The following is a 25,962-nucleotide window of genomic DNA, read 5'->3' as shown; positions in this document are numbered from 1 at the left end:
CTGTCTAATGAATCTTACTCTGAGAAAAAGCGTATTGGCTGGGTTCCCCCTGGTCATCGCTCTGGCTGGCTGCGCGCCGTCCCATGATATTGGCGCTCCGCCGCAGCAGCAGACACCTGCCTCTCATGTGTCAATGGATCTGCCCGCGGCGGTTAAAAACGGCTGGCCGCAAAGCAACTGGTGGCAGGATTACCACGACCCGCAGCTGAATAATCTGATCCAGCGCGCCCTGGCGAATGCCCCGGATATGCAGATTGCCAATCAGCGTATCAAGCTGGCGGAAGCCCAGGCACGTATGTCGCAAGCCAGTCTTGGGCCGGAGATGGATTTCTCTGCCAATGTTGAACGGCAGAAAATGTCGGCGGAGGGGCTGATGGGGCCGTTTGCAACGGATACCGACGGCAATACCGGGCCCTGGTACACCAACGGCACCTTTGGCCTGACGGCGGGCTGGGATCTCGATCTGTGGGGGAAAAACCGGGCGCTGGTGAAAGCCCGCATCGGTGAACTCAAAGCGCAGGTGGCGGAAGAGGCGCAAACCCGCGAGCTGCTGGCCAGCAGCGTGGCGCGACTCTACTGGCAGTGGCAGACCGAAGCCGCGGTGAAAACCGTGCTCCAGCAGGTGAAAAGCGAACAGAATAATATTGTCAGCGTTGACCAGGCGCTGTATCAGCGCGGGATCACCAACTCGGCCGAAGGGGCTGAAAACGATATCAATGTCAGTAAAACCGACCAGCAGCTGGCGGACGTTGCGGGCAACATGAAAGAGATCGAAGCGCGTCTGATGGCGCTGACCAACAGCCAGAGTCAGGCGCTGAATCTGCATCCGGTTAATCTGCCGCAGGTGAGCGCGCAGATGCCGACGGAGTTGGGGTATGAGCTGCTGGCGCGCCGCCCGGATCTGCAGGTGGCCCACTGGTATATCGAGGCCTCGCTGAGTGAGGTTGATGCGGCGAAAGCGGCGTTCTATCCGGACATCAACCTGATGGCCTTCCTGCAGCAGGATGCGCTGCACCTCAGCGATCTTTTCCGCCATTCCGCCCAGCAGATGGGGCTGTCCGCTGGCTTGACGCTGCCTGTCTTTGATAGCGGCAGACTGAATGCCAACCTCGATATTGCCAGCGCGCAGAATAATCTGTCGGTGGCAAAATATAACAAAGCGGTTGTTGACGCGGTGAACCAGGTGGCGAAGACCGCCAGCCAGGTTGAGACTCTGATGGAGAAGAACCAGCAGCAGCAGCAGGTTGAAAAAGATGCGCAGCGGACGGTGAATCTGGCGGAGGCCCGCATGAGCGCCGGGATTCTTCCCGGGTCACGTGTCAGTATGGCCAGACTGCCTGCGCTGCAGGAGCGTATTACCGCGCTGCGCCTGCGCGGCCAGTGGCTGGATGCCAGCATTCAGCTGACTTCAGCGTTGGGCGGCGGCTACCACCAGACCACAAAATAAACCGCCGGCGCAGACCGGCTTCACCCGCGCATCGGGGATACCCCGGTGCGCTTTGCCCGCTGCCGCTACTCTTTCTTTTTCGCCTCGCGGCGTCTGAACCACCAGTGCGCGGCCACCACCAGCGCGACCACCAGAATCAGCCAAATCCAGTGCTTCAGATGCGCATCAAGATGATGCAGCCACGGCCCAATGGCCTCCCCACCCAGATAGCCCAGCGTGGTGAATATCAGCGCCCACACCAGCGCGCCGAGAACATTCAGCGGCAGGAACACTTTGGGCGGCAGGCGGCTGGCGCCGATCAATAACGGCCCGATGACCCGGAAACCGTACATAAAACGGGTCCCAATCACAAACAGATAGGGGCGGCGCTGAATCATGCGCTGCGCTTTGCGTATCCGCGCCTGATGGTGGGAAAAGCGCTTTAGCAGCTTGCCGCCAAAACGTCGGCCCAGCAGATACAGCAGCTGATCGCCAATCATCCCGCCCAAGGCAACGGAGATAACGACCAGGGGAAATTTTAATAAACCCTGATGCGCGGCCACGCCGCCCAGCAGGGTGATGGTTTCACCTTCCGCCATGCTGCCAATGACCAGCGCAGCGTAGCCATAATGGGAAATCAGGTTATTGATATCCATACAAAAATAAACTCCCTTACCCCTTATGCTTCCGCGCATGTCTGGCGACCAATCGTGCCGGTTGTGCAGCGTGAAGAATCAACGGGATCAATCATCAATGGGTTAATCATACACCCTGGGGCTTAAAACGAGGTTAAGCGTCTCTCTCATCAGGTCGGTTTTGCTCGTCATTTTGCAGCAGGGCAGGGCTCACAACGAGCGATGGCGGCCCGAAAGGGGAGCCAGCCGCATCAAATCTCCACGAACTACGCCTACGCTGCGCTTTCTCCGCACTGTCGCCTGCAAACTGCCTGCGCGAATAGCGCATTTTTATTGCTGTACATAAACTAATCGCTCAGGGTGAATTATACTTGGATCAGTGCTGTACGAGGCCGTGACAAGGGGGATGCTATGAACCATGTCTGGGGATTATTCTCTCATCCGAATCAAGAGATGAGCGTTATCAAGAGCGAAAACGAGACGATTTCGCACCACTATACGCACCATGTGCTGGTCATGGCTGCGGTTCCGGTTATCTGCGCCTTTATCGGCACCACGCAGCTTGGCTGGAACTTTGGCGATGGCACCGTGGTAAAACTTTCGCTGATGACCGGTCTGGCGCTGGCGGTGGTGTTCTATGCCGTGATGCTGGGCGGGGTCGCGGTGATGGGGAGGATTATCTGGTGGATGGCCAGAAACTATCCGCAGCGGCCATCGCTTAAACGCTGCATGGTGTTTGCCGGGTATGTCGCCACGCCGCTGTTTCTCAGCGGGCTGGTAGCGCTTTATCCGCTGGTCTGGCTGTGTGCGCTGGTGGGGACGATCGCGCTGTGTTACACCGGCTACCTGCTGTATCTCGGCATCCCGACCTTCCTGAGCATTAATAAAGAGGAGGGGCTCAGCTTTGCCAGTTCCACCCTGGCCATCGGGGTGCTGGTGCTTGAAGTCCTGCTGGCGATAACCGTTATTCTCTGGGGATACGGCTACCGACTGTTTTAATTCTGTTGCTGAGGGTTCAGGCGGCCGTCGCCTGAACCGTTTGATGAGTGAATCTATTGCCGGCATAAATGGATATTTATGCCGGCAATGCAGCATTTGCTCACGATTCTTATTAGTCAGGTCGCGTTCTGCCGGGGTATGATAGGGTTTGCCAGCGTTGCCTGTTTCCCCGGCGACGCAGCGTACGTTAATAACGTGCAAGAATACTTTTCAGAATGCTCACGATGCCGAAATTTCGAGTTTCTTTGCTCAGCCTGACCTTGCTTCTGGCTGTGCCTTTTGCGCCCCAGGCGATAGCAAAAACCCCCGTGGCCGCGACGGCCCTGCAGCCGGAAATTGCTTCCGGCAGTGCGATGATCGTTGATCTCGCCAGCAAAAAGATTATTTACCAGAGCCAGCCGGATCTGGTTCGCCCCATTGCGTCGATCACCAAAGTAATGACCGCGATGGTGGTGCTGGATGCGCATCTGCCGTTAGACGAGATGCTCACCGTGGATATCAGCCACACGCCGGAGATGAAAGGCATCTATTCACGCGTGCGTCTGAACAGCCAAATCAGCCGCCGTAATATGCTGCTGCTGGCGCTGATGTCCTCCGAAAACCGCGCTGCCGCAAGCCTGGCCCACCATTATCCCGGCGGCTATGACGCCTTTATTCGCGCCATGAACGCCAAGGCCCAGGCGCTGGGCATGACCCATACTCGCTACGTTGAGCCGACGGGCCTGTCGATTCACAACGTATCGACCGCGCGCGACCTGACGAAGCTGCTGATGGCCACCGAGCAGTATCCGCTGATCGGTCAGCTGAGCACTACCAAAGAAGACACCGCCACCTTCGCCCATCCAGCCTATACGCTGCCGTTTCGCAACACCAACCACCTGGTCTATCGGGATAACTGGAATATCCAGCTGACCAAAACCGGCTTTACTAACGCCGCGGGCCACTGCCTGGTCATGAGAACGGTGATTAATCAGCGCCCGGTGGCGCTGGTGGTGATGGATGCGTTCGGCAAATATACTCACTTCGCCGACGCCAGTCGTCTGCGTACCTGGGTTGAAACCGGGAAGGTGATGCCGGTTCCGGCCTCCGCGCTGAGCTATAAAAAGCAGCGTGAGGCGCAGATGGCGGATGCGATGCTGAAAGGCGGCACGCAGACCGCGCAAAACGATTAATGCCTCTCCCCCGACTCGCGCGTGCGGGCGGGGGATTTTTTATTCCGGTATGGTTAAGTCGCCCTCGCCGAGCTGGCGCTGCATAATTAACGTATCCCGCCAGTCGCCCATCTTGTACCCGACGCTCCGCAGCTGACCCGCCACGGTAAAACCAAATTTTTTGTGAATGGCGAGCGAGCCGGCATTGTTATGCCCGTCGCCGATAATCGCCAGCATCTGCCGCCACGGGCCCTGTTCGCACTTTGCAATCAGCTGCGTGAGCAGGGCGCTGCCGATGCCGCGTCCGCCCATGCCGGACTCGACATAAATCGACTCTTCAAGCGTATAGCGATAGGCGGGGCGAGGACGGTAAAACGTCGCGTAGCAGTAGCCGACGATCGTGCCACGCCACAGCGCTACCAGCCAGGGCAGCCCGTTGTCACGCACGGTTTTGATCCGCTTGCGCATTTCATCGACGGTCGGGGGAATATCTTCAAAGGAGGCGCGTCCGTTCAGCACGTGCCAGACGTACAGCGCCGCGATGGCGTGCGCGTCATCGGGCAGGGCTTCGCGGATCTCTAATTCAGCGCCGTGTAACATATCCGCTTCGGACATGATGGGACTCCTTAACCAGGTTTGCCGGAGAGGCGTTTCTCCGGCGTGCAGCGTAATACAGAATCCCGTAACTCGTCACCCCTGATTAGTGCTCTTCAGCGCCGTGACTCCCGTTCGCCTGGCGCTCACCCCAGTACTTGTGCTTACTGGTTTTTCCGAGCCCCGGGTTCATGCTGTTGGTCGGGTCATTCTGGCGGTAGAACTGCTTTAAGCTCTCCGGCGCTTCATAGAGATGGCCGACGTTATGCTCGGCGGGGTACTGCGCGCCGCGCGCTTTCAGCAGTTTCAGCATCTTCTCTTTCAGTTCGTGGGCATCGACGCCTTTTTTGACGATGTAATCCTGATGGAAGACGTGGCACATAAAGTGACCGTAATAGAGCTTGTGCACCAGCTGATTGTCGATCTCCGGCGGCAGATGCTCAAACCACTCGGTATCATTACGGCGCAGGGCGATATCCAGCGCCAGGATATCTTCCACCTCGTCGGCGTGTACCGCCTGGTAACGGATAGCGGCCCCTGCGGCGGCAAAGCGGTGAAGAAACGCTTTGCTCCCCTCTTCCGGGGTGCAGGCAAAGAAATCGCCCTCGGCATCGCGGAAGTATTCCGTCAGCCAGGTCTGGGCTTCTTCGATGCCATCGCCGGCCATTTTCAGCAGCAGGTGATGTTCATATTTATCGCGCCAGCTTTTCATCCGCTCCGGTAGATGCGCCGGGAAGACGTGTCCGAGCTTTTGCATGAAGCGGTCGGTAAAGTGGGGCTTAAACAGCGACACTTTCTCCAGCATGGCGTCGGTGCGGCCTTTCATGGTGAAGAAGAACGGCATTTTGTCGGTGCCGAGCTTATCGATCATCAGGAAGGTGTCTTTGCCGTAGCGCTCGGCGATATCGTAGATATCGCGATGCATGTATTCACCCGCCACCGGCAGATGCTGAAACTCTGCCAGAATATGACGACGGATCTCCGTCAGCACCGCCGGGCTATTGCTGCCGATGTAAAAGACCTGCTGGCGTTTTTCCGCCGGGAAGGTATCGAGGCGCGCGGCGAAGACCGCCAGCTTGCCGGCGCAGCCGGAGGATTCAAACAGGCGATCCGGGTCGGCATTGTAGCGCGCCGGGGTGTCGGCGTTGACGTCGCGCACGCGAGTGACGTAATCGTGGTCATGGGCGTGGCGGCCATCGTGCTGAATATCATCGTCCTTGATACGGTCGTCGTCGAGGCGGCTGAGGATCTGTTCCGGCGTGGTGCCGAGGTCAATCCCGAGGTGGTTCACCAGCCGCAGCTTGCCGTTTTCGTCAATCTGCGCAAATAACGACATCTCGGTGTAGGCCGGGCCGCGTTGTACCAGCGAACCGCCGGAGTTGTTGCAGATCCCGCCGATCACCGAGGCGCCGATGCAGGAAGAGCCGATCACCGAATGCGGCTCGCGACCCAGCGGCTTCAGCGCTTTTTCCAGCGAGTAGAGCGTGGTGCCCGGAAACGCCAGCACCTGTTCGCCTTTATCCAGCAGGTGCAGCTTATCGAGGCGCAGGGTGCTGATGATGACTATCTCGCGGTCATAGTCGTTGCCGCTTGGGGTTGAACCTTCGGTCAGTCCGGTGTTCGCTGCCTGCATCAAAATGATTTTATCGGCGTCGACACAGGCGCTCAGCACGCGCCACAGTTCCAGCAGGGTTCCAGGGAACACCACCGCCAGCGCGTCGCCCTGGCCGGAGCGGAAACCTTTACGGTAGCGTTGGGTTTTTGCCGGATCGGTTAACAGGTGGGAGGAGCCAACCAGTCTTGCCAGTTCCGCCAGAAAATCAGAATTATTCGATGTTGGTGCCGATGACATGATCCACTCCTTGTGGTGGTAGCGAAAATATCGGGATTAAGCATAGCGCTTTGTATGACAATTTTGTGCATGAATGTGTCGAAAAATCAGAGAAGAACCTTAGCATTGTGCAGGCGTCTTGTTTATATATATGGCAAACTGCGGTTTTTATTATGTTTTGCCGTAACCCCGGCCTGAGAGAAGAGAGATAACAATGAAATGGCTCTGCACGATAGGCGTCGCCGTCAGTCTGGCGCTGCAACCCGCGTTGGCGGATGAACTGTTCGGCAATCACCCTCTAACGCCGCAGGCCCGCGATGCGTTTGTGAGTGAACTACTCAAGAAAATGACCGTCGATGAAAAAATTGGCCAGTTAAGGCTGATCAGCGTCGGGCCGGATAACCCGAAAGAGGCGATCCGCGAGATGATCAAAGACGGCCAGGTCGGGGCAATTTTCAATACCGTGACCCGTCCGGATATCCGCGCGATGCAGGACCAGGTCATGCAGCTCAGCCGGTTGAAAATCCCGCTGTTTTTCGCCTATGACGTGATTCACGGCCAGCGTACCGTGTTCCCGATAAGCCTGGGTCTGGCCTCTTCCTTTAACCTGGATGCGGTTAACACGGTGGGGCGTATTTCGGCGTATGAAGCCGCCGACGACGGTCTCAACATGACCTGGGCGCCGATGGTCGACGTCTCCCGCGATCCGCGCTGGGGTCGCGCCTCGGAAGGCTTCGGCGAAGATACCTATCTGACCACCGAAATGGGACGGGCGATGGTCGAGTCGATGCAGGGCAAGAGTCCGGCGGATCGCTACTCGGTGATGACCAGCGTGAAGCACTTTGCCGCCTATGGCGCGGTGGAGGGGGGCAAAGAGTACAACACCGTCGATATGAGCCCGCAGCGCCTGTTCAACGACTATATGCCGCCGTATAAAGCAGGGCTGGATGCCGGGAGCGGCGCGGTGATGGTGGCGCTTAATTCGTTGAACGGCACGCCGGCGACCTCCGATGGCTGGCTGTTGAAAGAGGTGCTGCGCGATGACTGGGGCTTCAAAGGCATCACCGTTTCCGACCACGGCGCGATCAAAGAACTGATCAAACACGGCGTCGCTGCCGATCCGCAAGATGCGGTGCGGGTGGCGCTGAAGTCGGGCATCAACATGAGTATGAGCGATGAGTACTACAGCAAATACCTGCCGGGGCTGGTCAAATCCGGCAAAGTGACGATGGCTGAGTTGGATGACGCCGCCCGCCACGTGCTCAACGTTAAATATGATATGGGGCTGTTTAACGATCCGTACAGCCACCTCGGTCCGCAGGGATCCGACCCGCAGGATACCAACGCCGAAAGCCGCCTGCATCGCAAAGAAGCGCGCGAAGTCGCGCAGCAAAGTCTGGTGCTGCTGAAGAACCGTCTGGAGACGCTGCCGCTGAAAAAATCGGGGACCGTTGCGGTTATCGGGCCGCTGGCCGACAGCAAACGTGACATGATGGGCAGCTGGTCGGCGGCAGGGGTGGCGGATCAGTCGGTGACGGTACTGACCGGCATCAAAGACGCGCTGGGCGACAAAGGCAAGGTTATCTATGCCCGCGGCGCTAACGTCACCAACGATAAAGGTATTGTCGATTTCCTCAACCTGTATGAGAAAGCGGTGCAGGTCGATCCGCGCTCGCCGCAGGCGATGATCGATGAAGCGGTGGCGGCGGCGAAGCAGTCCGACGTGGTGGTGGCCGTGGTCGGCGAGGCGCAGGGCATGGCCCATGAAGCCTCCAGCCGTACCGATATCACCCTGCCACAGAGCCAGCGCGATTTGATTAGCGCCCTGAAAGCCACCGGCAAGCCGTTGGTACTGGTGCTGATGAACGGTCGTCCGCTGGCGCTGGTGAAAGAAGATCAGCAGGCTGACGCGATCCTCGAAACCTGGTTTGCCGGGACCGAAGGCGGTAACGCCATTGCCGATGTGCTGTTCGGCGATGCCAACCCGTCCGGTAAACTGCCGATGTCGTTCCCGCGCTCGGTGGGGCAGATTCCGGTGTACTACAGCCACCTGAATACCGGCCGTCCGTACAATGCCGACAAACCGAACAAATACACCTCCCGCTACTTTGATGAAGCGAATGGCCCGCTGTACCCGTTCGGCTACGGCCTGAGCTACACCACCTTTAGCGTCTCCGACGTGAAAATGTCGGCGCCGACCATGCAGCGCGACGGTAGCGTCACCGCCAGCGTGCAGGTCACCAATACCGGCAAACGCGAAGGGGCAACGGTGATTCAGCTCTATCTGCAGGATGTGACCGCTTCGATGAGCCGTCCGGTGAAAATGCTGCGCGGCTTCAAGCGCGTGACCCTCAAGCCGGGAGAGACGCAAACCGTCGCCTTCCCGATTGAAATTGACGCCCTGAAGTTCTGGAATCAGAAAATGAAATACGACGCCGAGCCGGGCAAATTCAACGTCTTTATTGGCGTCGACTCCGCCCGCGTGAAGCAGAGTGAATTCGAGCTGTTGTAACAGCGAAAGCCGCGCGTTTCACAGGCCGGGTAAAGCGCCAGCCGCCGCCCGGCAGAAACGCGGAGACAATGTTTAAAACAGCGTCGTCGTCAGTCTCAAAGGCCGAATATTCGGCCTTTTCTTTTTCCGGATGCACTAAATGAACTACGCTTTTCTCTTAAGCTCCTGTTAATGGAGCGCAAATTAAAGAGGGACGCGGGGATGATAAAGGCAAGTATCTGGTCAGGCGCGCTGGCGCTGGTCGCGCTGGTCAGCCTGCCGCTTCAGGCGGCGGAGCCGGTCAAAGTGGGCTCAAAAATTGACACCGAAGGGGCGCTGCTGGGCAATATTATTTTGCAGGTTCTGGAAAGTCATGGCGTGAAAACCGTTAATAAGGTCCAGCTGGGAACCACCCCGGTGGTGCGCGGGGCAATTACGGCGGGTGAATTAGATATTTATCCGGAATACACCGGCAACGGCGCCTTCTTTTTTAAAGACGAAAACGATCCGGCGTGGAAGAACGCGCAGCAGGGATATGAGAAGGTCAAAACCCTCGACGCGCAGCAGAATAAGCTTATCTGGCTGACCCCTGCGCCGGCGAATAACACCTGGACCATTGCCGTGCGTCAGGATCTGGCGGAAAAAAATCATCTGACCTCGCTGGCCGACCTCAGCGCCTGGCTGCAAAAAGGGGGCGACTTTAAGCTCGCGGCCTCCGCCGAATTTATCGAACGCCCGGATGCGCTCCCGGCCTTTGAAAAAGCCTACGGCTTCAAGCTCAAGCAAAGTCAGCTGCTGTCGCTGGCGGGGGGCGATACGGCGGTGACCATCAAAGCGGCGGCCCAGCAGACTTCCGGGGTGAATGCGGCAATGGCCTACGGAACCGACGGGCCGGTGGCGGCGCTGGGGCTGCAAACGCTCAGCGATCCGCAGGGCGTACAGCCGATCTATGCCCCGACCCCCGTAGTGCGCGAAGCGGTGCTGAAAGCCTATCCGCAGATCGCGCAATGGCTGCAGCCGGTCTTTGCCAGCCTTGACGAGAAAACGCTGCAACAGCTCAATGCCAGCATTGCCGTGGAAGGGCTGGACGCGAAAAAAGTTGCCGCAGATTATCTGCAGCAAAAAGGGCTGCTGAAGTAGATTATCCGTGGCTATTCGCTGTTATAACCGCGTATCGCTGCTGTTGGCCTGTCTCCTGCTGCTGGTGGTTGCTCTGCCGTTCGTCAACTATGCGCCTAACCGTCTGCTGTCCGGGGAAGGGCGCTGGCTTTGGCAACTCGCGCCGTGGTTGACGGCGGTGCAGGTCTGCGGCGCGCTGCTGCTGGTCCTTCTCTGCTGGCTACCGGGACGCAGGCCGCTGCTGCTCAGTTTGCTCATGCTGGATGCGTTGCTGGCGCTGCTGTTCTGGGGGGCGGGGCAGGCGGCGGTACAGCTGGCGCACAGCGGCTCCGCGCTGGCCCGCACCTCGCCGGGAAGCGGCCTGTGGCTGGCGCTGGCGCTGTGCTTACTGCTGGCCAGCGAGACCATCCGGCGTCTGACCAGCCGGGCGCACTGGCGCTGGCTGCTCAATGTGCAAATCTGGTTGATTCCCTGCGTGCTGCTCGGCAGCGGAGCGCTGAATCAGCTCTCGCTACTGAAAGAGTATGCCAGCCGTCAGGAGGTGTTTGATGACGCGCTGCGTCAACATTTGACCCTGCTGTTTGGCACGCTGTTGCCGGGGCTGCTGATCGGGCTGCCGGTGGGCATCGGCCTCTGGCTCCGGCCGCGGTGGCAGGCCCCGGTGTTTACCTTTCTCAATGTTATTCAAACCATTCCCTCGGTGGCGCTCTTTGGCCTGCTGATCGCCCCGCTGGCCGGTCTCGCCCGCCATTTTCCCGGGCTGGCTGAGCGAGGCATTTCCGGCACCGGGATGACGCCTGCGCTGATTGCGCTGGTGCTGTATGCCTTGCTGCCGCTGGTTCGCGGGGTGGTGGCCGGTTTACAGCAGGTACCGCGCGATGCGCTGGAGAGCGCCGCGGCGATGGGGATGAGCGGCGCGCAGCGCTTCTGGCACGTGCAACTGCCGCTGGCGCTGCCGGTTCTGCTGCGCAGCCTGCGGGTGGTGAGTGTACAAACCGTCGGTATGGCGGTGGTCGCGGCCCTTATCGGCGCCGGTGGGTTTGGCGCGCTGGTCTTCCAGGGGCTGTTGAGCAGCGCCCTGGATCTGGTACTGCTGGGGGTGATGCCGACGATTGCGCTGGCGGTGGTCGTCGACGCGCTGTTTGCGCTGTGGGGAGCATTATTGAAAGGAGAGGCGGGTGATTGAATTTAACGAGGTCAACAAATCCTTCGCCGGGCTGCCGGCGGTGAAAAACCTGAACCTGCACCTGCGCGAAGGCGCATTCTCGGTCCTGATCGGCACCTCCGGCTCGGGGAAATCGACCACCCTGAAAATGATTAACCGGCTGGTCGAACATGACAGCGGCACCATCCGTTTTGCCGGGCAGGATATTCGCCAGCAGCCGGTGCTGGCGCTGCGTCGACGGATGGGCTATGCCATTCAGTCTATCGGCCTGTTTCCGCACTGGACGGTCGCGCAGAACATCGCCACCGTCCCGCAACTGCAAAAATGGCCGCAGCGCAAAATCGCCGCGCGCATTGACGAGTTAATGGCGCTGCTGGGGCTGGATCCGACGCTGCGGACGCGCTATCCGCATCAGCTCTCCGGTGGTCAGCAGCAGCGCGTTGGCGTGGCGCGGGCGCTGGCGGCCAATCCTGAAGTCCTGTTGATGGACGAACCGTTTGGCGCGCTGGATCCGGTGACCCGGGAAGCGCTCCAGCAGGAGATGATCCGCATCCATCGGCTGCTCGGGCGGACGATTGTTCTGGTGACTCACGATATTGATGAGGCGCTGCGGCTGGCGGATCACCTGGTGCTGATGGACGGTGGCGAAGTGATACAGCAGGGGGCGCCGCTGCAGATGCTGCTCGAACCTGAAAATAGCTTCGTCGAGACTTTTTTTGGCCGCAGCGAACTGGGCGTCCGGCTACTGTCGCTGCGCGGCGTGGGCGACTATCTGCGCCGCAATGAGCGGCTTGCCGGCGATACGCTAAACGTCGCGATGACGCTGCGCGAAGCGCTGTCGCAGTTTATTGCCCATCGCTGCGAAGTCCTGCCGGTAGTGGATGAACAGGGGGAGGCATGCGGAACGCTGCATTTTGCCGATCTGCTCGGCGAGGAGGTGCGGCATGCGCGTACTTCGTGATCCGCTGCTGTGGCTGCTGGCGCTGTTTATCGCCATTTTGCTGCTGCTGCCTTACAGCACGCCGCTGTTCAGCGCGCTATTTCCTGAGCTGCCGCGCCCGGTGTATCAGCAGGAGAGTTTTGTCGCCCTGACTTTCGCCCATTGCTGGCTGGTGGCGTTTTCCAGCCTGGCTGCGACGGTGGTGGGCGTCGGGGCCGGGGTGGCGGTGACGCGTCCCGCAGGCCGCGAGTTCCGTCCATTGGTGGAGACCATTGCCGCGATGGGACAAACGTTTCCGCCGGTGGCGGTGCTGGCGATTGCCGTTCCGGTACTGGGGTTTGGCTGGCAGCCTGCGCTGATTGCGCTGGCGCTGTATGGCATATTGCCGGTCCTGCAGGGGACCCTGGCCGGGCTGAGCGCCGTGCCGCCGGGGGTAGTGAGTATCGCCAAAGGAATGGGCATGACGGGCTGGCAGAGACTGATCGGCGTGGAGCTGCCGCTGGCCGCGCCGGTGATGCTGGCCGGTATCCGGACATCGACCATTGTCAATATCGGTACGGCGACCATTGCGTCAACGGTCGGGGCGAATACGCTCGGCACGCCGATTGTTATCGGCCTGAGCGGATTCAATACGGCTTATGTCATTCAGGGAGCGCTGCTGGTGGCGCTGGCGGCGATTATCGTCGATCGCGGTTTTGAACGCTTGAACCGGCGAATCAGCCGACACCACCGCGTACAATAAACGAGTAACCGGCCAGCATGACGCCGCCGATGCCGCTGATGGCCATGAATAAGAAGAGGGTGATAACCGCAATTTTCGCTGGCTTCATAATAGGCTCCTGATGTTAACGGAGGGATTATACGGTGAAGCACAGGTGTTAATGAAACATTAATTGCTATTTAGCCAGATAACGTGCCCCTGCTGCTGCCAGGCCTCGAGCTGCTCCTGCTGCGCCAGGGTCGGGGTTTCGCCGCACCATACCAGCAAGGTGCTGTCAGGAAACAGATCGGGGCGGATCTGCGTCAGAGAGTGGGGGAGGACATCGACCCGCCAGCCTTGTTCGCAGGCGATCCAACCCTCCAGCCACAGCCGCGTGGTGTCGTTGACATTCCAACCGAGCACCAGCGCATGGCTGCCCGGACGTTTCCAGGTGCTGGCGAGGCTGTGCGCGACATGGTTGATGAGAATCCCGTCGAGGACGCTGCGTAACGCGGTAAGCGCCGGCTGCGGGCTGAGCAGGCGGTGGCGTAAGGGGATAAACAGATGGTTGACCAGGGTCAGCGCCGTATAGCTATGGCTGCGCTCTTTGATCCACAGTCGCAAACGGTGGTAGCTGCCGTCGTGGAGATACCCCAGCAGAATCTCCTGCTGCTCACGCCAGCCGTCTTCTTCTCCACTCGCGCTGTCGTTAAGCAAGGTTTTGACCTTACCCACCTGAACGCCGGAATCAATCCAGCGCTTAATCTCGCGGATACGGTCAATTTCCTGTTCGTTAAACAGGCGGTGCCCTCCGTCGGTGCGCTGCGGTTTCAGCAATCCATAGCGCCGTTGCCAGGCGCGAAGCGTTACGGGGTTGATGTCACAGAGTTGAGCCACTTCACCAATTGTATAAAGCGCCATATATTCCCTCCCGCAAAGTCTCCCCTATAACTGTAGAAGCTGTTTGCGGAAGAGGAAATATTCGTTCATTTTTTGTTCGCTTAATCGACGGGAGGCGGGCAAGAAGTGTGATCCTGACCATGATTTGCGATTTTCTTGTAGTGCTTCAAAGAAAGTGATGACCCGGCAGTGTATGTTACGCGCTTTCGAGTGAAGCGTGGTCTGTGGGTATGTACGAGTTTGATCTGGTGTTGTTGCTGCTTCAGCAGATGTGCGTGTTTTTGGTCATTGCGTGGCTGATGAGCAAGACACGGCTGTTCATCCCGCTGATGCAGGTGACCGTTCGTCTACCGCATAAGCTGCTGTGCTACGTGACCTTCTCCATTTTCTGCATTATGGGGACCTATTTTGGTCTGCATATCGAAGACTCGATCGCCAATACCCGCGCCATCGGCGCCGTGATGGGCGGCCTGCTCGGTGGCCCGGTCGTCGGCGGCCTGGTGGGGCTGACCGGCGGGCTGCATCGCTACTCGCTCGGCGGTATGACGGCATTAAGCTGCATGGTTTCGACGATTGTCGAAGGGCTGCTGGGCGGCCTGGTCCACAGCGTGCTGGTCAAGCGCGGGCGGCCGGATAAGGTCTTCAGCCCGCTCACCGCCGGCGCGATCACCTTCTTTGCCGAGCTGGTGCAGATGATGATCATTTTGCTGATCGCCCGGCCGTTTCAGGACGCGCTGCATCTGGTGCAAAGCATCGCCGCGCCGATGATGGTCACCAACACCGTGGGCGCCGCGCTGTTTATGCGTATCCTGCTGGATAAGCGGGCGATGTTTGAGAAGTACACCTCGGCTTTTTCCGCTACCGCCCTCAAGGTGGCGGCCTCGACCGAGGGGATCCTGCGCCAGGGGTTCAACGAAGAGAACAGCATGAAGGTGGCGCAGGTGCTGATTCAGGAGCTCGATATCGGCGCGGTGGCCATTACCGATCGCGACAAGCTGCTGGCGTTTACCGGTATTGGCGACGACCACCACCTGCCGGGCAAACCTATCTCTTCATCCTATACGCAAAAAGCGATTGATAGCGGCGAAGTGGTGTATGCCGACGGCAATGAAGTCCCTTACCGCTGTTCTATTCACCCCAACTGTAAGCTGGGGTCGACGCTGGTTATCCCGCTGCGCGGTGAAAACCAGCGGGTGATAGGCACCATTAAGCTGTATGAAGCGAAAAACCGCCTGTTCAGCTCCATCAACCGCACGCTCGGGGAGGGGATCGCCCAGCTGCTGTCGGCACAAATCCTCGCCGGGCAGTATGAACGACAGAAGGCGCTGCTGACGCAATCGGAGATCAAGCTGCTCCACGCGCAGGTGAATCCCCATTTTCTGTTTAATGCCTTGAATACCCTGAAGGCGGTGATTCGCCGCGACAGCGATCAGGCCGGGCAACTGGTGCAGTACCTGTCGACCTTTTTCCGCAAGAATCTGAAGCGGCCGTCGGAGTTTGTGACGCTGGCGGATGAGATTGAGCACGTGAATGCTTATCTGCAAATTGAGAAAGCGCGTTTCCAGGCCAATTTACAGATTCAGATGCTGGTGCCCGACGCGCTGGCTCACCATCAGCTGCCGGCGTTTACGCTGCAGCCCATTGTTGAAAACGCCATTAAACACGGCACGTCGCAGCATCTCGGGGTAGGGGAAATTACCATTCGCGCCAGCCAGCACCAGCGCTGGCTGCAGTTAGATATTGAGGATAACGCCGGCCTGTACCAGCACAATCCCAACGCCAGCGGGCTGGGAATGAGTCTGGTGGACCGCCGTTTACGGGCGCGCTTCGGCGCCGACTGCGGCATTACCGTGACCTGTGAAGCGGAACGTTTCACCCGCGTCACGCTGCGACTGCCTCTGGAGGAGAATGCGTGTTAAAAGTGTTGATAGTTGATGATGAACCGCTGGCACGAGAAAATCTGCGTGTTTTACTGGAGTCCGCCAGCGACATTGAGATAGTCGGGGAGTGCGGCAACGCGGTGGAAGCGATTGGCGCGGTGCACAAGCTGCGCCCGGACGTGCTGTTTCTCGATATTCAGATGCCGCGCATCAGCGGCCTGGAAATGGTCGGGATGCTCGATCCTGAACACCGGCCTTACATCGTGTTTCTGACCGCTTTTGACGAGTATGCGGTGAAGGCCTTCGAAGAGCATGCCTTTGATTATCTGCTGAAACCCATCGAAGCCCAGCGGCTGGAGAAAACCCTGGTGCGCCTGCGTCAGGAGCGCAGCCTGCAGGATATCTCGCTGCTCGACGATACCCAGCAGGCGCTGAAATATATTCCCTGTACCGGCCACAGCCGCATCTGGCTGCTGCAGATGGAGGATGTCGCCTTTGTCAGCAGCCGGATGAGCGGTATTTACGTCACCGACCGCGAGGGGAAGGAGGGGTTTACCGAGCTGACCTTACGCACCCTTGAGAGTCGGACGCCGCTGCTGCGCTGTCATCGGCAATATCTGGTGAATATGGCTCACCTGAAAGAGATTCGCCTTGAGGAAAACGGCCAGGCGGAGCTGCTGATGCGGGCCGGGCAAACGGTGCCGGTGAGCCGTCGCTACTTAAAAAGTCTGAAAGAGGCGATTGGTCTGTAAAACGACGGAATCATGGTAGACTTAGCGCCAGCATTTTTCATCATGAAGGCATTATGATCAGTAACGATATCTTACGTAGCCTGCGCTACACCCTGAAAACCAATAATAACGACCTGGTGCGCATTTTTGCGCTGGGCGATTCCGTCGTCAGCGCAGAGCAGCTGGTACCGTGGCTGAAAAAGGAGGACGAAGAGGGCTTCCAGCGCTGCCCGGACATTATGCTGTCGATCTTCCTTAACGGCCTGATCTACGACAAGCGCGGCAAAGATGAGGCGGCCCCACCGCTGGCGGTTGAGCGCCGGGTGAATAACAATATCGTGCTGAAAAAGCTGCGCATTGCCTTTTCGCTGAAGAGCGATGATATCCTCGCCATTCTGACCCAGCAGAAGTTTCGCGTGTCGATGCCGGAAATCACCGCCATGATGCGTGCGCCGGATCATAAGAATTTCCGCGAATGCGGTGACCAGTTCCTGCGCTATTTCCTGCGCGGTCTGACCGAGCGCGTACACGCTAAGCCCTGAATTACCTCCCGCTGAACGCTCCCGGCTTGCGCCTTGCTTAGCCGGGCCACCACGACCGGGCCGGGCGATGACAGGCGCAATTTTCTGTGTCCGTGTTGCCCGGGTAAGGATGTTACGTCGCCACCCGGGAATGCTCTCCGGTCTATTTCACTTCCTGAAACCCCTGCTCTTTGAGCAATTTCTCTGATTCCGCCATCGAAACATCCTTGAGCGCGCAGTGGGTCACCATTGAGCCGGGCAGCTTACACAGTTCGCTGATGTTGGCCCGGGTAAAATCCACGCTGAGATGTTCCAGCGCCTCGGTATCTTTGTAATCGATGTTCTGTTCCACGCCTTTAACGTCGAGATAAACGCTTCTCATCGGCTCAATTAATGCCCGCGCCTGCTCCTGATTCGCCGCGCCGATGGTCTGATAGGGAATGGTGTTATTGGCTTCCTGGCGCAGGACTTTGTCGCCGACATAATGGTAGGTAAACACCAGCCCGACGCCGTTTTCCATCCGGGTGAAGGTTTTGCTCTTTTCGTCGGGATTATCGCAGCCTGCGAGGCCGACAATCACCAGCGAAGCCGCCAGAGCGGTCACCATCCTGCGGTAAATATTCATCACGGTCCCTTGGTTGATAGTGAATGGCGTACCGGTTTTTCAATCGGCAGACAGGTTGATTATTGTCAGGATTGCGGTAGCGCGCAACGCACAGAAAAGGCAGGAGAGGGCAGAATCGTCAGGCGGTGGAGGCGCGGAAGGGACAAAAAAAGCGCTGCCGGAGCAGCGCTTGATGCGGGATTATTTTACCTGCTGACCCGGCTGGGCGCCGCTGTCAGGGCTTAACAGGAAGATATCCTTCCCGCCAGGGCCCGCAGCCATCACCATCCCTTCCGAGATGCCGAAGCGCATTTTACGCGGCGCCAGGTTGGCCACCATTACCGTCAGGCGACCGATCAGCACCTGCGGATCCGGGTAGGCGCTACGAATGCCGGAGAAGACGTTACGTTTCTCGCCGCCCAGATCGAGGCTCAGGCGCAGCAGCTTGTCAGAACCGTCGACAAATTCGGCGTTTTCAATCAGCGCGATGCGCATGTCCACTTTGGCGAAATCGTCAAAGGTGATGGTGTCCTGAATCGGATCGTCCGCCAGCGGGCCGGTTACCGGCGCGGCGGTGGCTTTCACCTCTTCTTTCGACGCTTCGACCAGGGCTTCAACCTGCTTCATCTCGATGCGGTTGTACAGCGCCTTGAAGGCATTGATCTTATGCGACAGCAGCGGCTGCTGGATAGCATCCCAGTTCAGTTCGCTGTTGAGGAAGGCTTCGGCACGCGCGGTCAGCTGCGGCAGGACCGGCTTGAGCCAGGTCATCAGCACGCGGAACATATTCAGGCCCATGGTGCAGATGGCCTGCAGATCGGCGTCGCGGCCTTCCTGCTTAGCAACCACCCACGGGGCCTGCTCGTCAACGTAGCGGTTAGCCACGTCGGCCAGCGCCATGATTTCACGGATGGCTTTACCGAACTCACGGCTGTCCCACGCTTCGCCAATGCTTGCTGCCGCATCGGTAAAGGTTTTGTACAGCGCCGGATCGGCCAGCTCAGCGGACAGCATGCCGTCGAAACGCTTATTGATAAAACCGGCGTTGCGCGAGGCGAGGTTAACCACTTTGTTGACGATGTCGGCGTTTACGCGCTGCACGAAATCTTCCAGGTTCAGATCGATATCATCGATGCGGGAAGAGAGCTTGGCGGTGTAGTAATAACGCAGGCTGTCGGCGTCAAAATGGTTCAGCCAGGTGCTGGCCTTGATAAAGGTGCCGCGTGATTTGGACATCTTAGCGCCGTTGACGGTGACGTAACCGTGAACGAACAGGTTGGTCGGCTTGCGGAAACCGCTGCCTTCCAGCATCGCCGGCCAGAACAGGCTGTGGAAGTAGACAATATCTTTGCCGATAAAGTGATACAGCTCGGCGTCGGAGTCTTTCTTCCAGTAGGCGTCAAAGCTTTCGCTATCGCCGCGTTTGTCACACAGGTTCTTGAACGAGCCCATGTAGCCGATCGGCGCATCCAGCCAGACGTAGAAATATTTGCCCGGCGCGTTGGGGATTTCGAAGCCAAAGTACGGCGCGTCGCGGGAAATATCCCACTGCTGCAGACCGGACTCGAACCACTCCTGCATTTTGTTCGCCACCTGCTCCTGCAGTGCGCCGCTGCGGGTCCACGCCTGCAGCATTTCGCTAAAGGACGGCAGGTCGAAGAAGAAGTGCTCAGATTCACGCATCACCGGGGTCGCGCCGGAAACCACGGATTTCGGGTCGATCAGCTCAGTCGGGCTGTAGGTCGCGCCGCACACTTCGCAGTTATCGCCATACTGATCCGGTGATTTACACTTCGGACAGGTGCCTTTTACGAAACGGTCCGGCAGGAACATCCCTTTTTCCGGATCGTAAAGCTGAGAGATGGTGCGGTTTTTGATAAAACCGTTCTCTTTCAGACGGCCGTAGATCAGCTCAGACAGCTCGCGGTTCTCGTCGCTGTGCGTCGAGTGGTAGTTGTCGTAGCTAATATCAAAGCCCGCAAAATCGGTCTGATGCTCCTGACTCATTTCGCCAATCATCTGCTCCGGAGAGACGCCAAGCTGCTGAGCTTTCAGCATGATAGGCGTACCGTGGGCGTCGTCTGCACAGATGAAATTGACCTCGTTGCCGCGCATTCGCTGGTAACGGACCCAGACATCAGCCTGGATGTGCTCCAGCATGTGGCCGAGGTGGATTGAGCCGTTAGCGTACGGCAGCGCGCACGTTACCAGAATTTTCTTCGCGACTTGAGTCATAGTGAGCATTACATCTTCTGTTGTAAAAAGGGCTTTTGATATTACCAAAAGGGCACTGGGTGCGCCATAAATGGCTGACCATATATGGATAATCCTCAGCTGTGATAAACTCAATGATTACTGAAAGCCTCTCATAACAACAAAGGAGTCGGGATGAATTCGCAATCCCAGGCCAAATCCCCCGAACGTCTACGTGCGATGGTCGCCGGAACGTTGGCTAATTTCCAGCACCCCACTTTGCAGCATAATCTCACTGCGCTGAAGGCACTGCACCACGTCGCCTGGCTCGACGATACCGTGCATATCGAGATCCAGATGCCGTTCGTCTGGCACAGTGCTTTTGAAGATTTAAAAGAGCAATGTAGCGCCGACCTGCTGCGCATTACCGGCGCGCAGGCGATTGACTGGAAGCTGTCGCATAACATCGCCACGCTGAAGCGGGTAAAAAATCAGCCGGGCGTCAACGGGGTCAAAAATATTATTGCCGTCAGCTCCGGCAAAGGTGGGGTGGGTAAATCCTCCACGGCGGTGAACCTGGCGCTGGCGCTGGCCGCGGAAGGGGCGAAAGTCGGGATCCTCGATGCCGATATTTATGGTCCGTCGATTCCCACCATGCTCGGTGCGGAAGATCAGCGTCCCACCTCGCCAGACGGCACCCATATGGCGCCGATCATGAAATTTGGCCTCGCCACCAACTCCATCGGCTATCTGGTGACCGACGATAACGCCATGGTATGGCGCGGACCGATGGCCAGCAAGGCGCTGCTGCAGATGCTGCAGGAGACGTTGTGGCCGGATCTGGATTATCTGGTGCTGGATATGCCGCCAGGCACCGGCGACATTCAGCTGACCCTTGCGCAGAATATTCCGGTCACCGGCGCGGTGGTGGTGACCACGCCGCAGGATATCGCGCTGATCGATGCGAAAAAAGGCATCGTGATGTTTGAGAAGGTGGAAGTGCCGGTCCTCGGCATCGTCGAAAACATGAGTATCCATATTTGCAGCAACTGTGGTCATCATGAGCCGATTTTCGGCACCGGCGGCGCTGAAAAGCTGGCGGAGCAATACCACACTCAGCTGCTGGCCCAGCTGCCGCTGCACATCAATTTGCGTGAAGATCTGGATAACGGTAAGCCGACCGTTGTTGCCCGCCCGGAGAGCGAGTTCACCGAAATTTACCGTCAGCTGGCGGGACGCGTGGCGGCCCGGCTCTACTGGCAGGGGGAAGTGATTCCCGGTGAGATTGCCTTCCGCGCGGTGTAGCGTCGGCGGATAGCACAACGCCCTGTACTTTTCTGATCCGCGGCGGACAGCAAAAGGACAGGGCGTTTTTGTTGGTCCGTCCGGCGACGGACCGTCAGCCATTAGTGCTGATAGAAGATTTCGCCGTCGTAAATTTTGACAATTTTACCTTCGGTATCGGTGATCAGCACGTAGCTGCCACCCATATAGGTGTAGTGAGTACCAGCGTCCGGCGCGGGCAGGTTACGCTGCTGCCACTGTTTAATGGTGTATTCTGGCGTCAGATAAAGCGGCGGTACGGTGTCGCCTACGCGAAACTGCGTGAAGTCTGCGGTGAAACCATCAAGTTCATATTTTTGTACGCCGCTGGTGGAGGCTGCCCAGACGGTACTGGTGCTGGCCAACAGTACGCCCAGAAGCATCATTTTTGTTTTACGCATAATTTCCTCATTATTATCCTGGATTACCCTGGACACAAAATCGCAGCCTCGTATCATTCCTGAAGCATGGCCGGGAAGGCAAGCGTTGGTTGCGTTAAAAATGTAAGAAAACGATGGGCCGGTTGCCGGATTTGGCGCAGAGCGGCGGTTTTGAGAACAATCCTGGTAGCAGGATTCGGGAGTCAATATGTTCAGACTGGAAGATCTGACGTTATTTGTTCGTGCGGCGGCGCTGGGCAGTTTCAGCGATGCGGCGCGGGAGGTCGGGCAGCAGCCGGCGCAGGTGAGTGCGGCGATTAAGCGCCTGGAGACCACGCTCAATATTCGTCTTTTTGCACGCTCCACCCGCAGCCTACGTCTGACGCCCGAAGGGGAAACCTGGCTGCCTTATGCCACCCAGATGCTTGATACGCTGCATGCCGGGCTGCAAAAAATTCAGGTGCCGGATGACGAGGTCCGCGGGACGTTGCAAATTGCGGTACCCTCCGATCTGGGGCGCAATCTGCTGCTGAACGTCTTTCGCGCCTTTCGCCAGCGGCACCCGGCGCTGACGCTGCGCATTCTCTTTTCCGACCATCGGACCGATGTGTTTAAAGATCCGGTCGATGTTGCCTTTCGCTACGGTGACAACGACGATGCCTCGTTTATTTCGCTCCCCGTCGCGCCGGAAAACCGGCGGGTGCTGGTGGCTTCTCCGCAGTGGATTGCCCGGCACGGCTCTCCGCAGACGCCGGAGGCGCTGGCGCAACATCCTGCGCTACTGTACGTGCTGCGCGGCAGGCAGTTCGATCGCTGGACCTTAAGTCTCAACGGGGTGGTTGAGCATATGCAGGTTTCCGGCGCCATCATCAGCGATGACGCCGAGGTGATTCGCCGCCTGGCCATTGCGGGGGAGGGCTTTGCCTATAAGTCAGCGCTGGATGTCAGCGATGATATTCGGGCCGGGCGCCTGCGGGTGCTGCTGCCGCACTATCAGGGCGACAGAGTCCCGCTCAATATGATTTGTCCGCACCGCAAGCAGCTTTCTGCAGCGGTGCGGTTACTCTATGAAGAGGTCAGGGCGCACTGTGAAACGGTGCAGGCCGACGCGCTACGCGGGCCTGTGGACGTTTAGTGCCTCACCAGGGTGGCGAAATAGTAGACCAGCGGAACGGCGAGGATCCACAAACCCAGCGGGATTTCTCGCCACTTGCCGGCAACCGTTTTAATCATGATGTAGAACAGCAGTCCGCCGGCGATACCGGTGCCGAAGCTGTTGGCGATCAGGGTGATCATCACCATCATTAATACCGGCAGCCCGTCGGTGAAGCTGGAGAGATCGACTTTGCGCAGGCCGCTGAACATGTTGAGGCCAATCAGGATCAGCGCCGGAGCGGTGGCCTCTTTTGGGATCATCAGGGCGACCGGGGTAAAGAGCAGCATCAGCAGGAACATCACCGCCGCGGCCAGCGCCGTGAGTCCGGTTTTACCGCCCGCTTCGGCGGCGGCGGAAGATTCGATCAGCGCGGTCGCCGCCGGGATCCCCAGCCACGGGCCGATAGCTGCCGCAATCGAGTCGACCATAAACGGCCGGTTGATGTGCGGCATATTGCCCTCTTCATCCAGCAGTCCCGCTTCGCCGCCCACCGCCAGCGTGGTCCCCATGGTGGAGAAAAACTCTGAGGCGAAAAAGACAAACAGGAACGGCAGGAAAGCAATGTTCAGCGCGCCCAGCATATCGACGTGGCCGAAGACCGGCGCCAGCGAGTGCGGCATCGCGATAAAACTGTCCGGCAGACGAGTGACCCCCGCCGGAATCCCCACCAGGGTGGCAAACAGAATCGCCCATAAAATGGCGCCCGGGATGCGCCGCGCCTGCAGCGCAATCGCCAGAAACAGGCCGCACAGCGCCACCAGCGCACCGGGAGACAAGAAATCACCCAGCATCAGGGCATTGGTTTTGGCATTCGCCAGCACCAGGCCGGCATTGCGAAAACCGAGTACCGCCACGAACAGACCGATTGAGGCCGTCAGCCCCAGCTTGATGGACTGAGGAACTGAACGGGTGACCACTTCACGCAGGCCGAATTGGGTTAACAGAAAGAACAGAATACCCGACCAGCAGGCGATGCCGAGGCCAATTTGCCAGCCGATCCCTTCGCTACCGGCCAGCGTGACGCCCACCAGCACCGAGCCGCCGATGCCTGGGCCGACGATAAACGGCAGGTTAGCGTAAAACGCCATCAGCAGCGTCGCGGCGACGAAGACCAGAATCGTTCCGGTGGTGGCGGCGCCTTTGTCTATGCCGCCCACCGCCAGCAGGCCGGGGATGACCACCAGCAGATAGGCGGCCGCAAGAAAGCCGGTGATCCCGGAAAGGCACTCGGTACGCAGCGTGCTGCCGCGGGAGCGCAGGGCAAAACGGCGCTCCAGCCAGCTTCCTTGTGTGGAGGTATGCAGTGTGTTGTCGGCCATGCTCAGGCTCCCCGGAGATTATTGTTGTGAGGGTCGGTGGCCGGGGTTTCCCGGCAGTCTATCAGCGGTTCGACAATCTGACGGGTGGTGCCGTCGGTCAAACCTAAATCGGTCAAATGTGGTCCGGCATTGCAGGCGAGGCAGGTGCCTTCGATAGCCTTAAATACCCGGTAGGGCGGCTCCCAGTCGGCGATTTCTGCGCTCAGGTCGCGTAATTCGCCGAACTGCCGCGCGAGTTCTGCCGCCGGCAGATCGGAGAGCATGCCGGCAATCGGCATCGCCACGTGGGCGAGAATATCCCCCTGACGGGAGAGCGCCATCCCGCCGCCGGAGGCAATCAGCCGGTTGGCGGCCAGCGCCATATCCTCAGCGCTGCGTCCCAGCACCACCAGGTTGTGTGAATCGTGCGAGTAGCTGGTGGCGATGGCGCCGCGCAGCTCGCCCCAGCCTTCGAGCAGGGCGATTTGCGGCGTTGCCTGATGGCGGCCGTGGCGATGCTTCACCCAAATCAGGCTAAATCCGGCGGGCAGCTGAACTTCGCCGTGGCGCACCTGCACCTCGACTTCTCCCCACTGCGTAAAGCGCGCGCCGCGAATATGCCGCAGGCGGGCAACGCCGTGAACAATACCGGGGATCCGCAGCACAAAATCGTCAGCATTCAGCGGCGCCAGACGCAGCGTGTTGCGCGGCGGGGTCACCCCCTCTGCGGCTGGAATGGGCTGGAGCAGCGCGCCGTCGCGGGCGACCAGTTTCCCGGCGACATACACTTTGCGGGCCGCGAGCTTCTCCAGTGAATCAAACACCACCAGGTCGGCGCGGCGGCCAGCGGCAATCAGCCCTGAATCGTGACGCTGCAGGCGAATGGCGGCGTTGAGGGTGGCGAAGCGCAGGACGTCGGTGGCGGCGAGACCGTGTTCAATCAGCAGGTTGAGCAGGGCGATAATGCCGCCCTTTTCCAGCAGCATATCCGGGGGGACATCGTCGGTGCACACCGTGATCTGCGAGGAGAGATGCGGCAGGGTTTTCAGGGCCTTGACGATATCCGGCAGCAGATAGGGGTGCGAGCCGCGAATTTCGAGGGTCAAACCGGCGCGCAGCTTTTCCAGCGCGTCTTCTGCGGAGGTCAGCTCATGATCGGAGGTGACGCCCGCCGCGAGGTAGGCCTGGAGATCGGCGCCGCTCAGCCCGCGGGCGTGGCCTTCAATCAGCTTGCCGCTGTCGAGACCGGCCTGAACAATCTCCTGCATCCGGGTGCTGCCGTTCAGCACGCCATGCATGTCCATCACTTCCGCCACGCCGCGCACTTCCGGCCATGCCAGCATGGTCGCCATCTCCGCTCCGGCAAAATCGGCGCCGGACATTTCCAGCCCCGGGGTCGAAGGGACGCTGGAGGGGGCGGCGACCATTACCTGCAGCGGCAGGTTGCGGCTGGCGGCGACGGCATAGCGCACGCCTTCGACCCCGAGGACGTTGGCCAGCTCATGCGGGTCCCAGAAGACCGCGGTGGTTCCCTGGGCGAGGACAATTTCCGCGTAGCGTTCGGGAGGGAGGTGGGAACTCTCGAGATGGACATGGGTATCCATCAGCCCCGGCGACAGGTAGGCGCCATCCAGCGCATGGCGTTGGTGGGCATCGGCGCGGCTGCCGCGCGGGTGCACGCTGGCGATCATCTCGCCGGTGATGCCGACATCGGCTTCGCGGATTTCGCCAGTGACCATGTCGACTATCTGCGCCCCGGTTAACAACAGGTCAAAAGGTATTTCGCCCCGGGCGGCCATGACGGCGCGGCGGCGGTTTTCAGCATTGCTGGACATAACAACTCCGGCACAAGGATAATGGGGGTACTCTAGGGGCACAGCAAACGTTTGCCCAGATGAATAAATTTATCGCCCGATAAGCTCGGG

23 protein-coding genes are annotated in these 25,962 nt (G+C 59.0%); 13 read left to right on the top strand and 10 right to left on the bottom strand.

What is annotated here, in order from left to right; all coding sequences use genetic code 11:
• Window positions 1-7 precede the first annotated feature (7 nt).
• Window positions 8-1,447 carry a multidrug resistance outer membrane protein MdtQ gene (gene mdtQ / locus MC50_RS00220; RefSeq protein WP_032695430.1) on the top strand — a complete coding sequence of 480 codons (1,440 nt, stop codon included), beginning with the start codon at window positions 8-10 and terminating at the stop codon, window positions 1,445-1,447.
• A gap of 65 nt (window positions 1,448-1,512) precedes the next feature.
• Here mdtQ and MC50_RS00215 read toward each other — a convergent pair whose 3' ends face one another.
• Window positions 1,513-2,082 carry a DedA family protein gene (locus tag MC50_RS00215; protein ID WP_032686719.1) on the bottom strand — a complete coding sequence of 190 codons (570 nt, stop codon included), beginning with the start codon at window positions 2,080-2,082 and terminating at the stop codon, window positions 1,513-1,515.
• Window positions 2,083-2,472: 390 nt separating this feature from the next.
• Between MC50_RS00215 and MC50_RS00210 the strand changes: the two genes are divergently transcribed.
• Both MC50_RS00210 and pbpG read left to right on the top strand, forming a co-directional pair.
• Window positions 2,473-3,060 (top strand): Yip1 family protein, encoded by a 588-nt coding sequence (locus MC50_RS00210; protein ID WP_032686721.1) that lies wholly within the window; start codon window positions 2,473-2,475, stop codon window positions 3,058-3,060.
• A 224-nt stretch (window positions 3,061-3,284) separates the two neighbouring features.
• On the top strand, window positions 3,285-4,232 hold the full coding sequence (gene pbpG / locus MC50_RS00205; protein ID WP_032699124.1) for a D-alanyl-D-alanine endopeptidase: 948 nt from the start codon (window positions 3,285-3,287) through the stop codon (window positions 4,230-4,232).
• Window positions 4,233-4,271: 39 nt separating this feature from the next.
• Here pbpG and MC50_RS00200 read toward each other — a convergent pair whose 3' ends face one another.
• A complete protein-coding gene (locus tag MC50_RS00200; protein WP_004864731.1) occupies window positions 4,272-4,826 on the bottom strand; it encodes a GNAT family N-acetyltransferase in 555 nt (184 codons plus the stop codon).
• A gap of 85 nt (window positions 4,827-4,911) precedes the next feature.
• Entirely contained in the window at window positions 4,912-6,657 is a 1,746-nt protein-coding gene (dld, locus tag MC50_RS00195; protein WP_047663315.1) for a D-lactate dehydrogenase, read from the bottom strand.
• A 193-nt stretch (window positions 6,658-6,850) separates the two neighbouring features.
• Between dld and bglX the strand changes: the two genes are divergently transcribed.
• The 5 genes from bglX (at window position 6,851) to MC50_RS00170 (ending at window position 13,093) form a co-directional block, all read left to right on the top strand.
• Window positions 6,851-9,148, top strand: a complete 2,298-nt coding sequence (bglX, locus tag MC50_RS00190; protein ID WP_032699127.1) for a beta-glucosidase BglX — start codon at window positions 6,851-6,853, stop codon at window positions 9,146-9,148.
• Window positions 9,149-9,349: 201 nt separating this feature from the next.
• The gene (gene osmF / locus MC50_RS00185; RefSeq protein ID WP_032695428.1) at window positions 9,350-10,267 is read left to right on the top strand and encodes a glycine betaine ABC transporter substrate-binding protein OsmF; all 918 of its coding nucleotides are present in this window, start codon (window positions 9,350-9,352) and stop codon (window positions 10,265-10,267) included.
• A 7-nt stretch (window positions 10,268-10,274) separates the two neighbouring features.
• Window positions 10,275-11,432 (top strand): ABC transporter permease, encoded by a 1,158-nt coding sequence (locus MC50_RS00180; RefSeq protein WP_032686726.1) that lies wholly within the window; start codon window positions 10,275-10,277, stop codon window positions 11,430-11,432.
• Window positions 11,425-12,372 carry an ABC transporter ATP-binding protein gene (locus MC50_RS00175; RefSeq protein WP_047663314.1) on the top strand — a complete coding sequence of 316 codons (948 nt, stop codon included), beginning with the start codon at window positions 11,425-11,427 and terminating at the stop codon, window positions 12,370-12,372. Before MC50_RS00180 ends, MC50_RS00175 begins: the two co-directional genes overlap by 8 nt.
• The gene (locus MC50_RS00170; RefSeq protein WP_032686728.1) at window positions 12,356-13,093 is read left to right on the top strand and encodes an ABC transporter permease; all 738 of its coding nucleotides are present in this window, start codon (window positions 12,356-12,358) and stop codon (window positions 13,091-13,093) included. The genes MC50_RS00175 and MC50_RS00170 overlap by 17 nt, the downstream gene beginning before the upstream one ends.
• Here the strand turns inward: MC50_RS00170 and MC50_RS00165 are convergent.
• Together MC50_RS00165 and MC50_RS00160 are read right to left on the bottom strand one after the other, a co-directional pair.
• Entirely contained in the window at window positions 13,068-13,181 is a 114-nt protein-coding gene (locus MC50_RS00165) for a protein YohO (protein ID WP_004103838.1), read from the bottom strand. The two genes, MC50_RS00170 and MC50_RS00165, sit on opposite strands and share 26 nt — an antisense overlap.
• A gap of 59 nt (window positions 13,182-13,240) precedes the next feature.
• On the bottom strand, window positions 13,241-13,972 hold the full coding sequence (locus MC50_RS00160; protein WP_047663313.1) for a MerR family transcriptional regulator: 732 nt from the start codon (window positions 13,970-13,972) through the stop codon (window positions 13,241-13,243).
• Window positions 13,973-14,181: 209 nt separating this feature from the next.
• Between MC50_RS00160 and MC50_RS00155 the strand changes: the two genes are divergently transcribed.
• The 3 genes from MC50_RS00155 to MC50_RS00145 are packed head-to-tail and all read left to right on the top strand — an operon-like array spanning window position 14,182 to window position 17,104.
• Window positions 14,182-15,870, top strand: a complete 1,689-nt coding sequence (locus MC50_RS00155) for a sensor histidine kinase (RefSeq protein WP_032686730.1) — start codon at window positions 14,182-14,184, stop codon at window positions 15,868-15,870.
• Complete coding sequence (btsR, locus tag MC50_RS00150; protein WP_032686731.1) at window positions 15,864-16,583, top strand: two-component system response regulator BtsR; 720 nt, start codon at window positions 15,864-15,866, stop codon at window positions 16,581-16,583. The genes MC50_RS00155 and btsR overlap by 7 nt, the downstream gene beginning before the upstream one ends.
• Before the next feature lie 53 nt (window positions 16,584-16,636).
• Window positions 16,637-17,104, top strand: coding sequence for a YehS family protein (locus MC50_RS00145; protein ID WP_032686732.1), 468 nt, complete (start codon window positions 16,637-16,639; stop codon window positions 17,102-17,104).
• A gap of 142 nt (window positions 17,105-17,246) precedes the next feature.
• Here MC50_RS00145 and MC50_RS00140 read toward each other — a convergent pair whose 3' ends face one another.
• Both MC50_RS00140 and metG read right to left on the bottom strand, forming a co-directional pair.
• Window positions 17,247-17,708, bottom strand: a complete 462-nt coding sequence (locus MC50_RS00140) for a YehR family lipoprotein (protein WP_032686733.1) — start codon at window positions 17,706-17,708, stop codon at window positions 17,247-17,249.
• A 180-nt stretch (window positions 17,709-17,888) separates the two neighbouring features.
• Window positions 17,889-19,922: a methionine--tRNA ligase gene (gene metG / locus MC50_RS00135; protein ID WP_047665374.1), complete on the bottom strand. Its 2,034-nt coding sequence runs from the start codon at window positions 19,920-19,922 to the stop codon at window positions 17,889-17,891.
• 153 nt (window positions 19,923-20,075) lie between these two features.
• Between metG and apbC the strand changes: the two genes are divergently transcribed.
• Window positions 20,076-21,185 (top strand): iron-sulfur cluster carrier protein ApbC, encoded by a 1,110-nt coding sequence (gene apbC, locus MC50_RS00130; protein ID WP_032686734.1) that lies wholly within the window; start codon window positions 20,076-20,078, stop codon window positions 21,183-21,185.
• A 101-nt stretch (window positions 21,186-21,286) separates the two neighbouring features.
• Here apbC and MC50_RS00125 read toward each other — a convergent pair whose 3' ends face one another.
• Window positions 21,287-21,604, bottom strand: a complete 318-nt coding sequence (locus tag MC50_RS00125) for an RcnB family protein (protein ID WP_004864698.1) — start codon at window positions 21,602-21,604, stop codon at window positions 21,287-21,289.
• A gap of 187 nt (window positions 21,605-21,791) precedes the next feature.
• Here MC50_RS00125 and MC50_RS00120 point away from each other — a divergent pair, with 187 nt between their 5' ends.
• Window positions 21,792-22,718, top strand: a complete 927-nt coding sequence (locus tag MC50_RS00120; protein ID WP_047663312.1) for a LysR family transcriptional regulator — start codon at window positions 21,792-21,794, stop codon at window positions 22,716-22,718.
• On the opposite strand, the gene MC50_RS00115 is transcribed toward MC50_RS00120, so the two are convergent.
• Window positions 22,715-24,058 carry an NCS2 family permease gene (locus tag MC50_RS00115; RefSeq protein ID WP_047663311.1) on the bottom strand — a complete coding sequence of 448 codons (1,344 nt, stop codon included), beginning with the start codon at window positions 24,056-24,058 and terminating at the stop codon, window positions 22,715-22,717. The two genes, MC50_RS00120 and MC50_RS00115, sit on opposite strands and share 4 nt — an antisense overlap.
• Before the next feature lie 2 nt (window positions 24,059-24,060).
• Window positions 24,061-25,872, bottom strand: a complete 1,812-nt coding sequence (locus MC50_RS00110; protein ID WP_047663310.1) for an adenine deaminase — start codon at window positions 25,870-25,872, stop codon at window positions 24,061-24,063.
• Window positions 25,873-25,962: the final 90 nt, after the last annotated feature.

Source organism: Klebsiella planticola, assembly GCF_000783935.2.
GTDB lineage: Bacteria > Pseudomonadota > Gammaproteobacteria > Enterobacterales > Enterobacteriaceae > Klebsiella > Klebsiella planticola.
The sequence above is the reverse complement of the archived record's forward strand: the minus strand, read 5'-3'. Positions and strand labels throughout refer to the sequence as shown.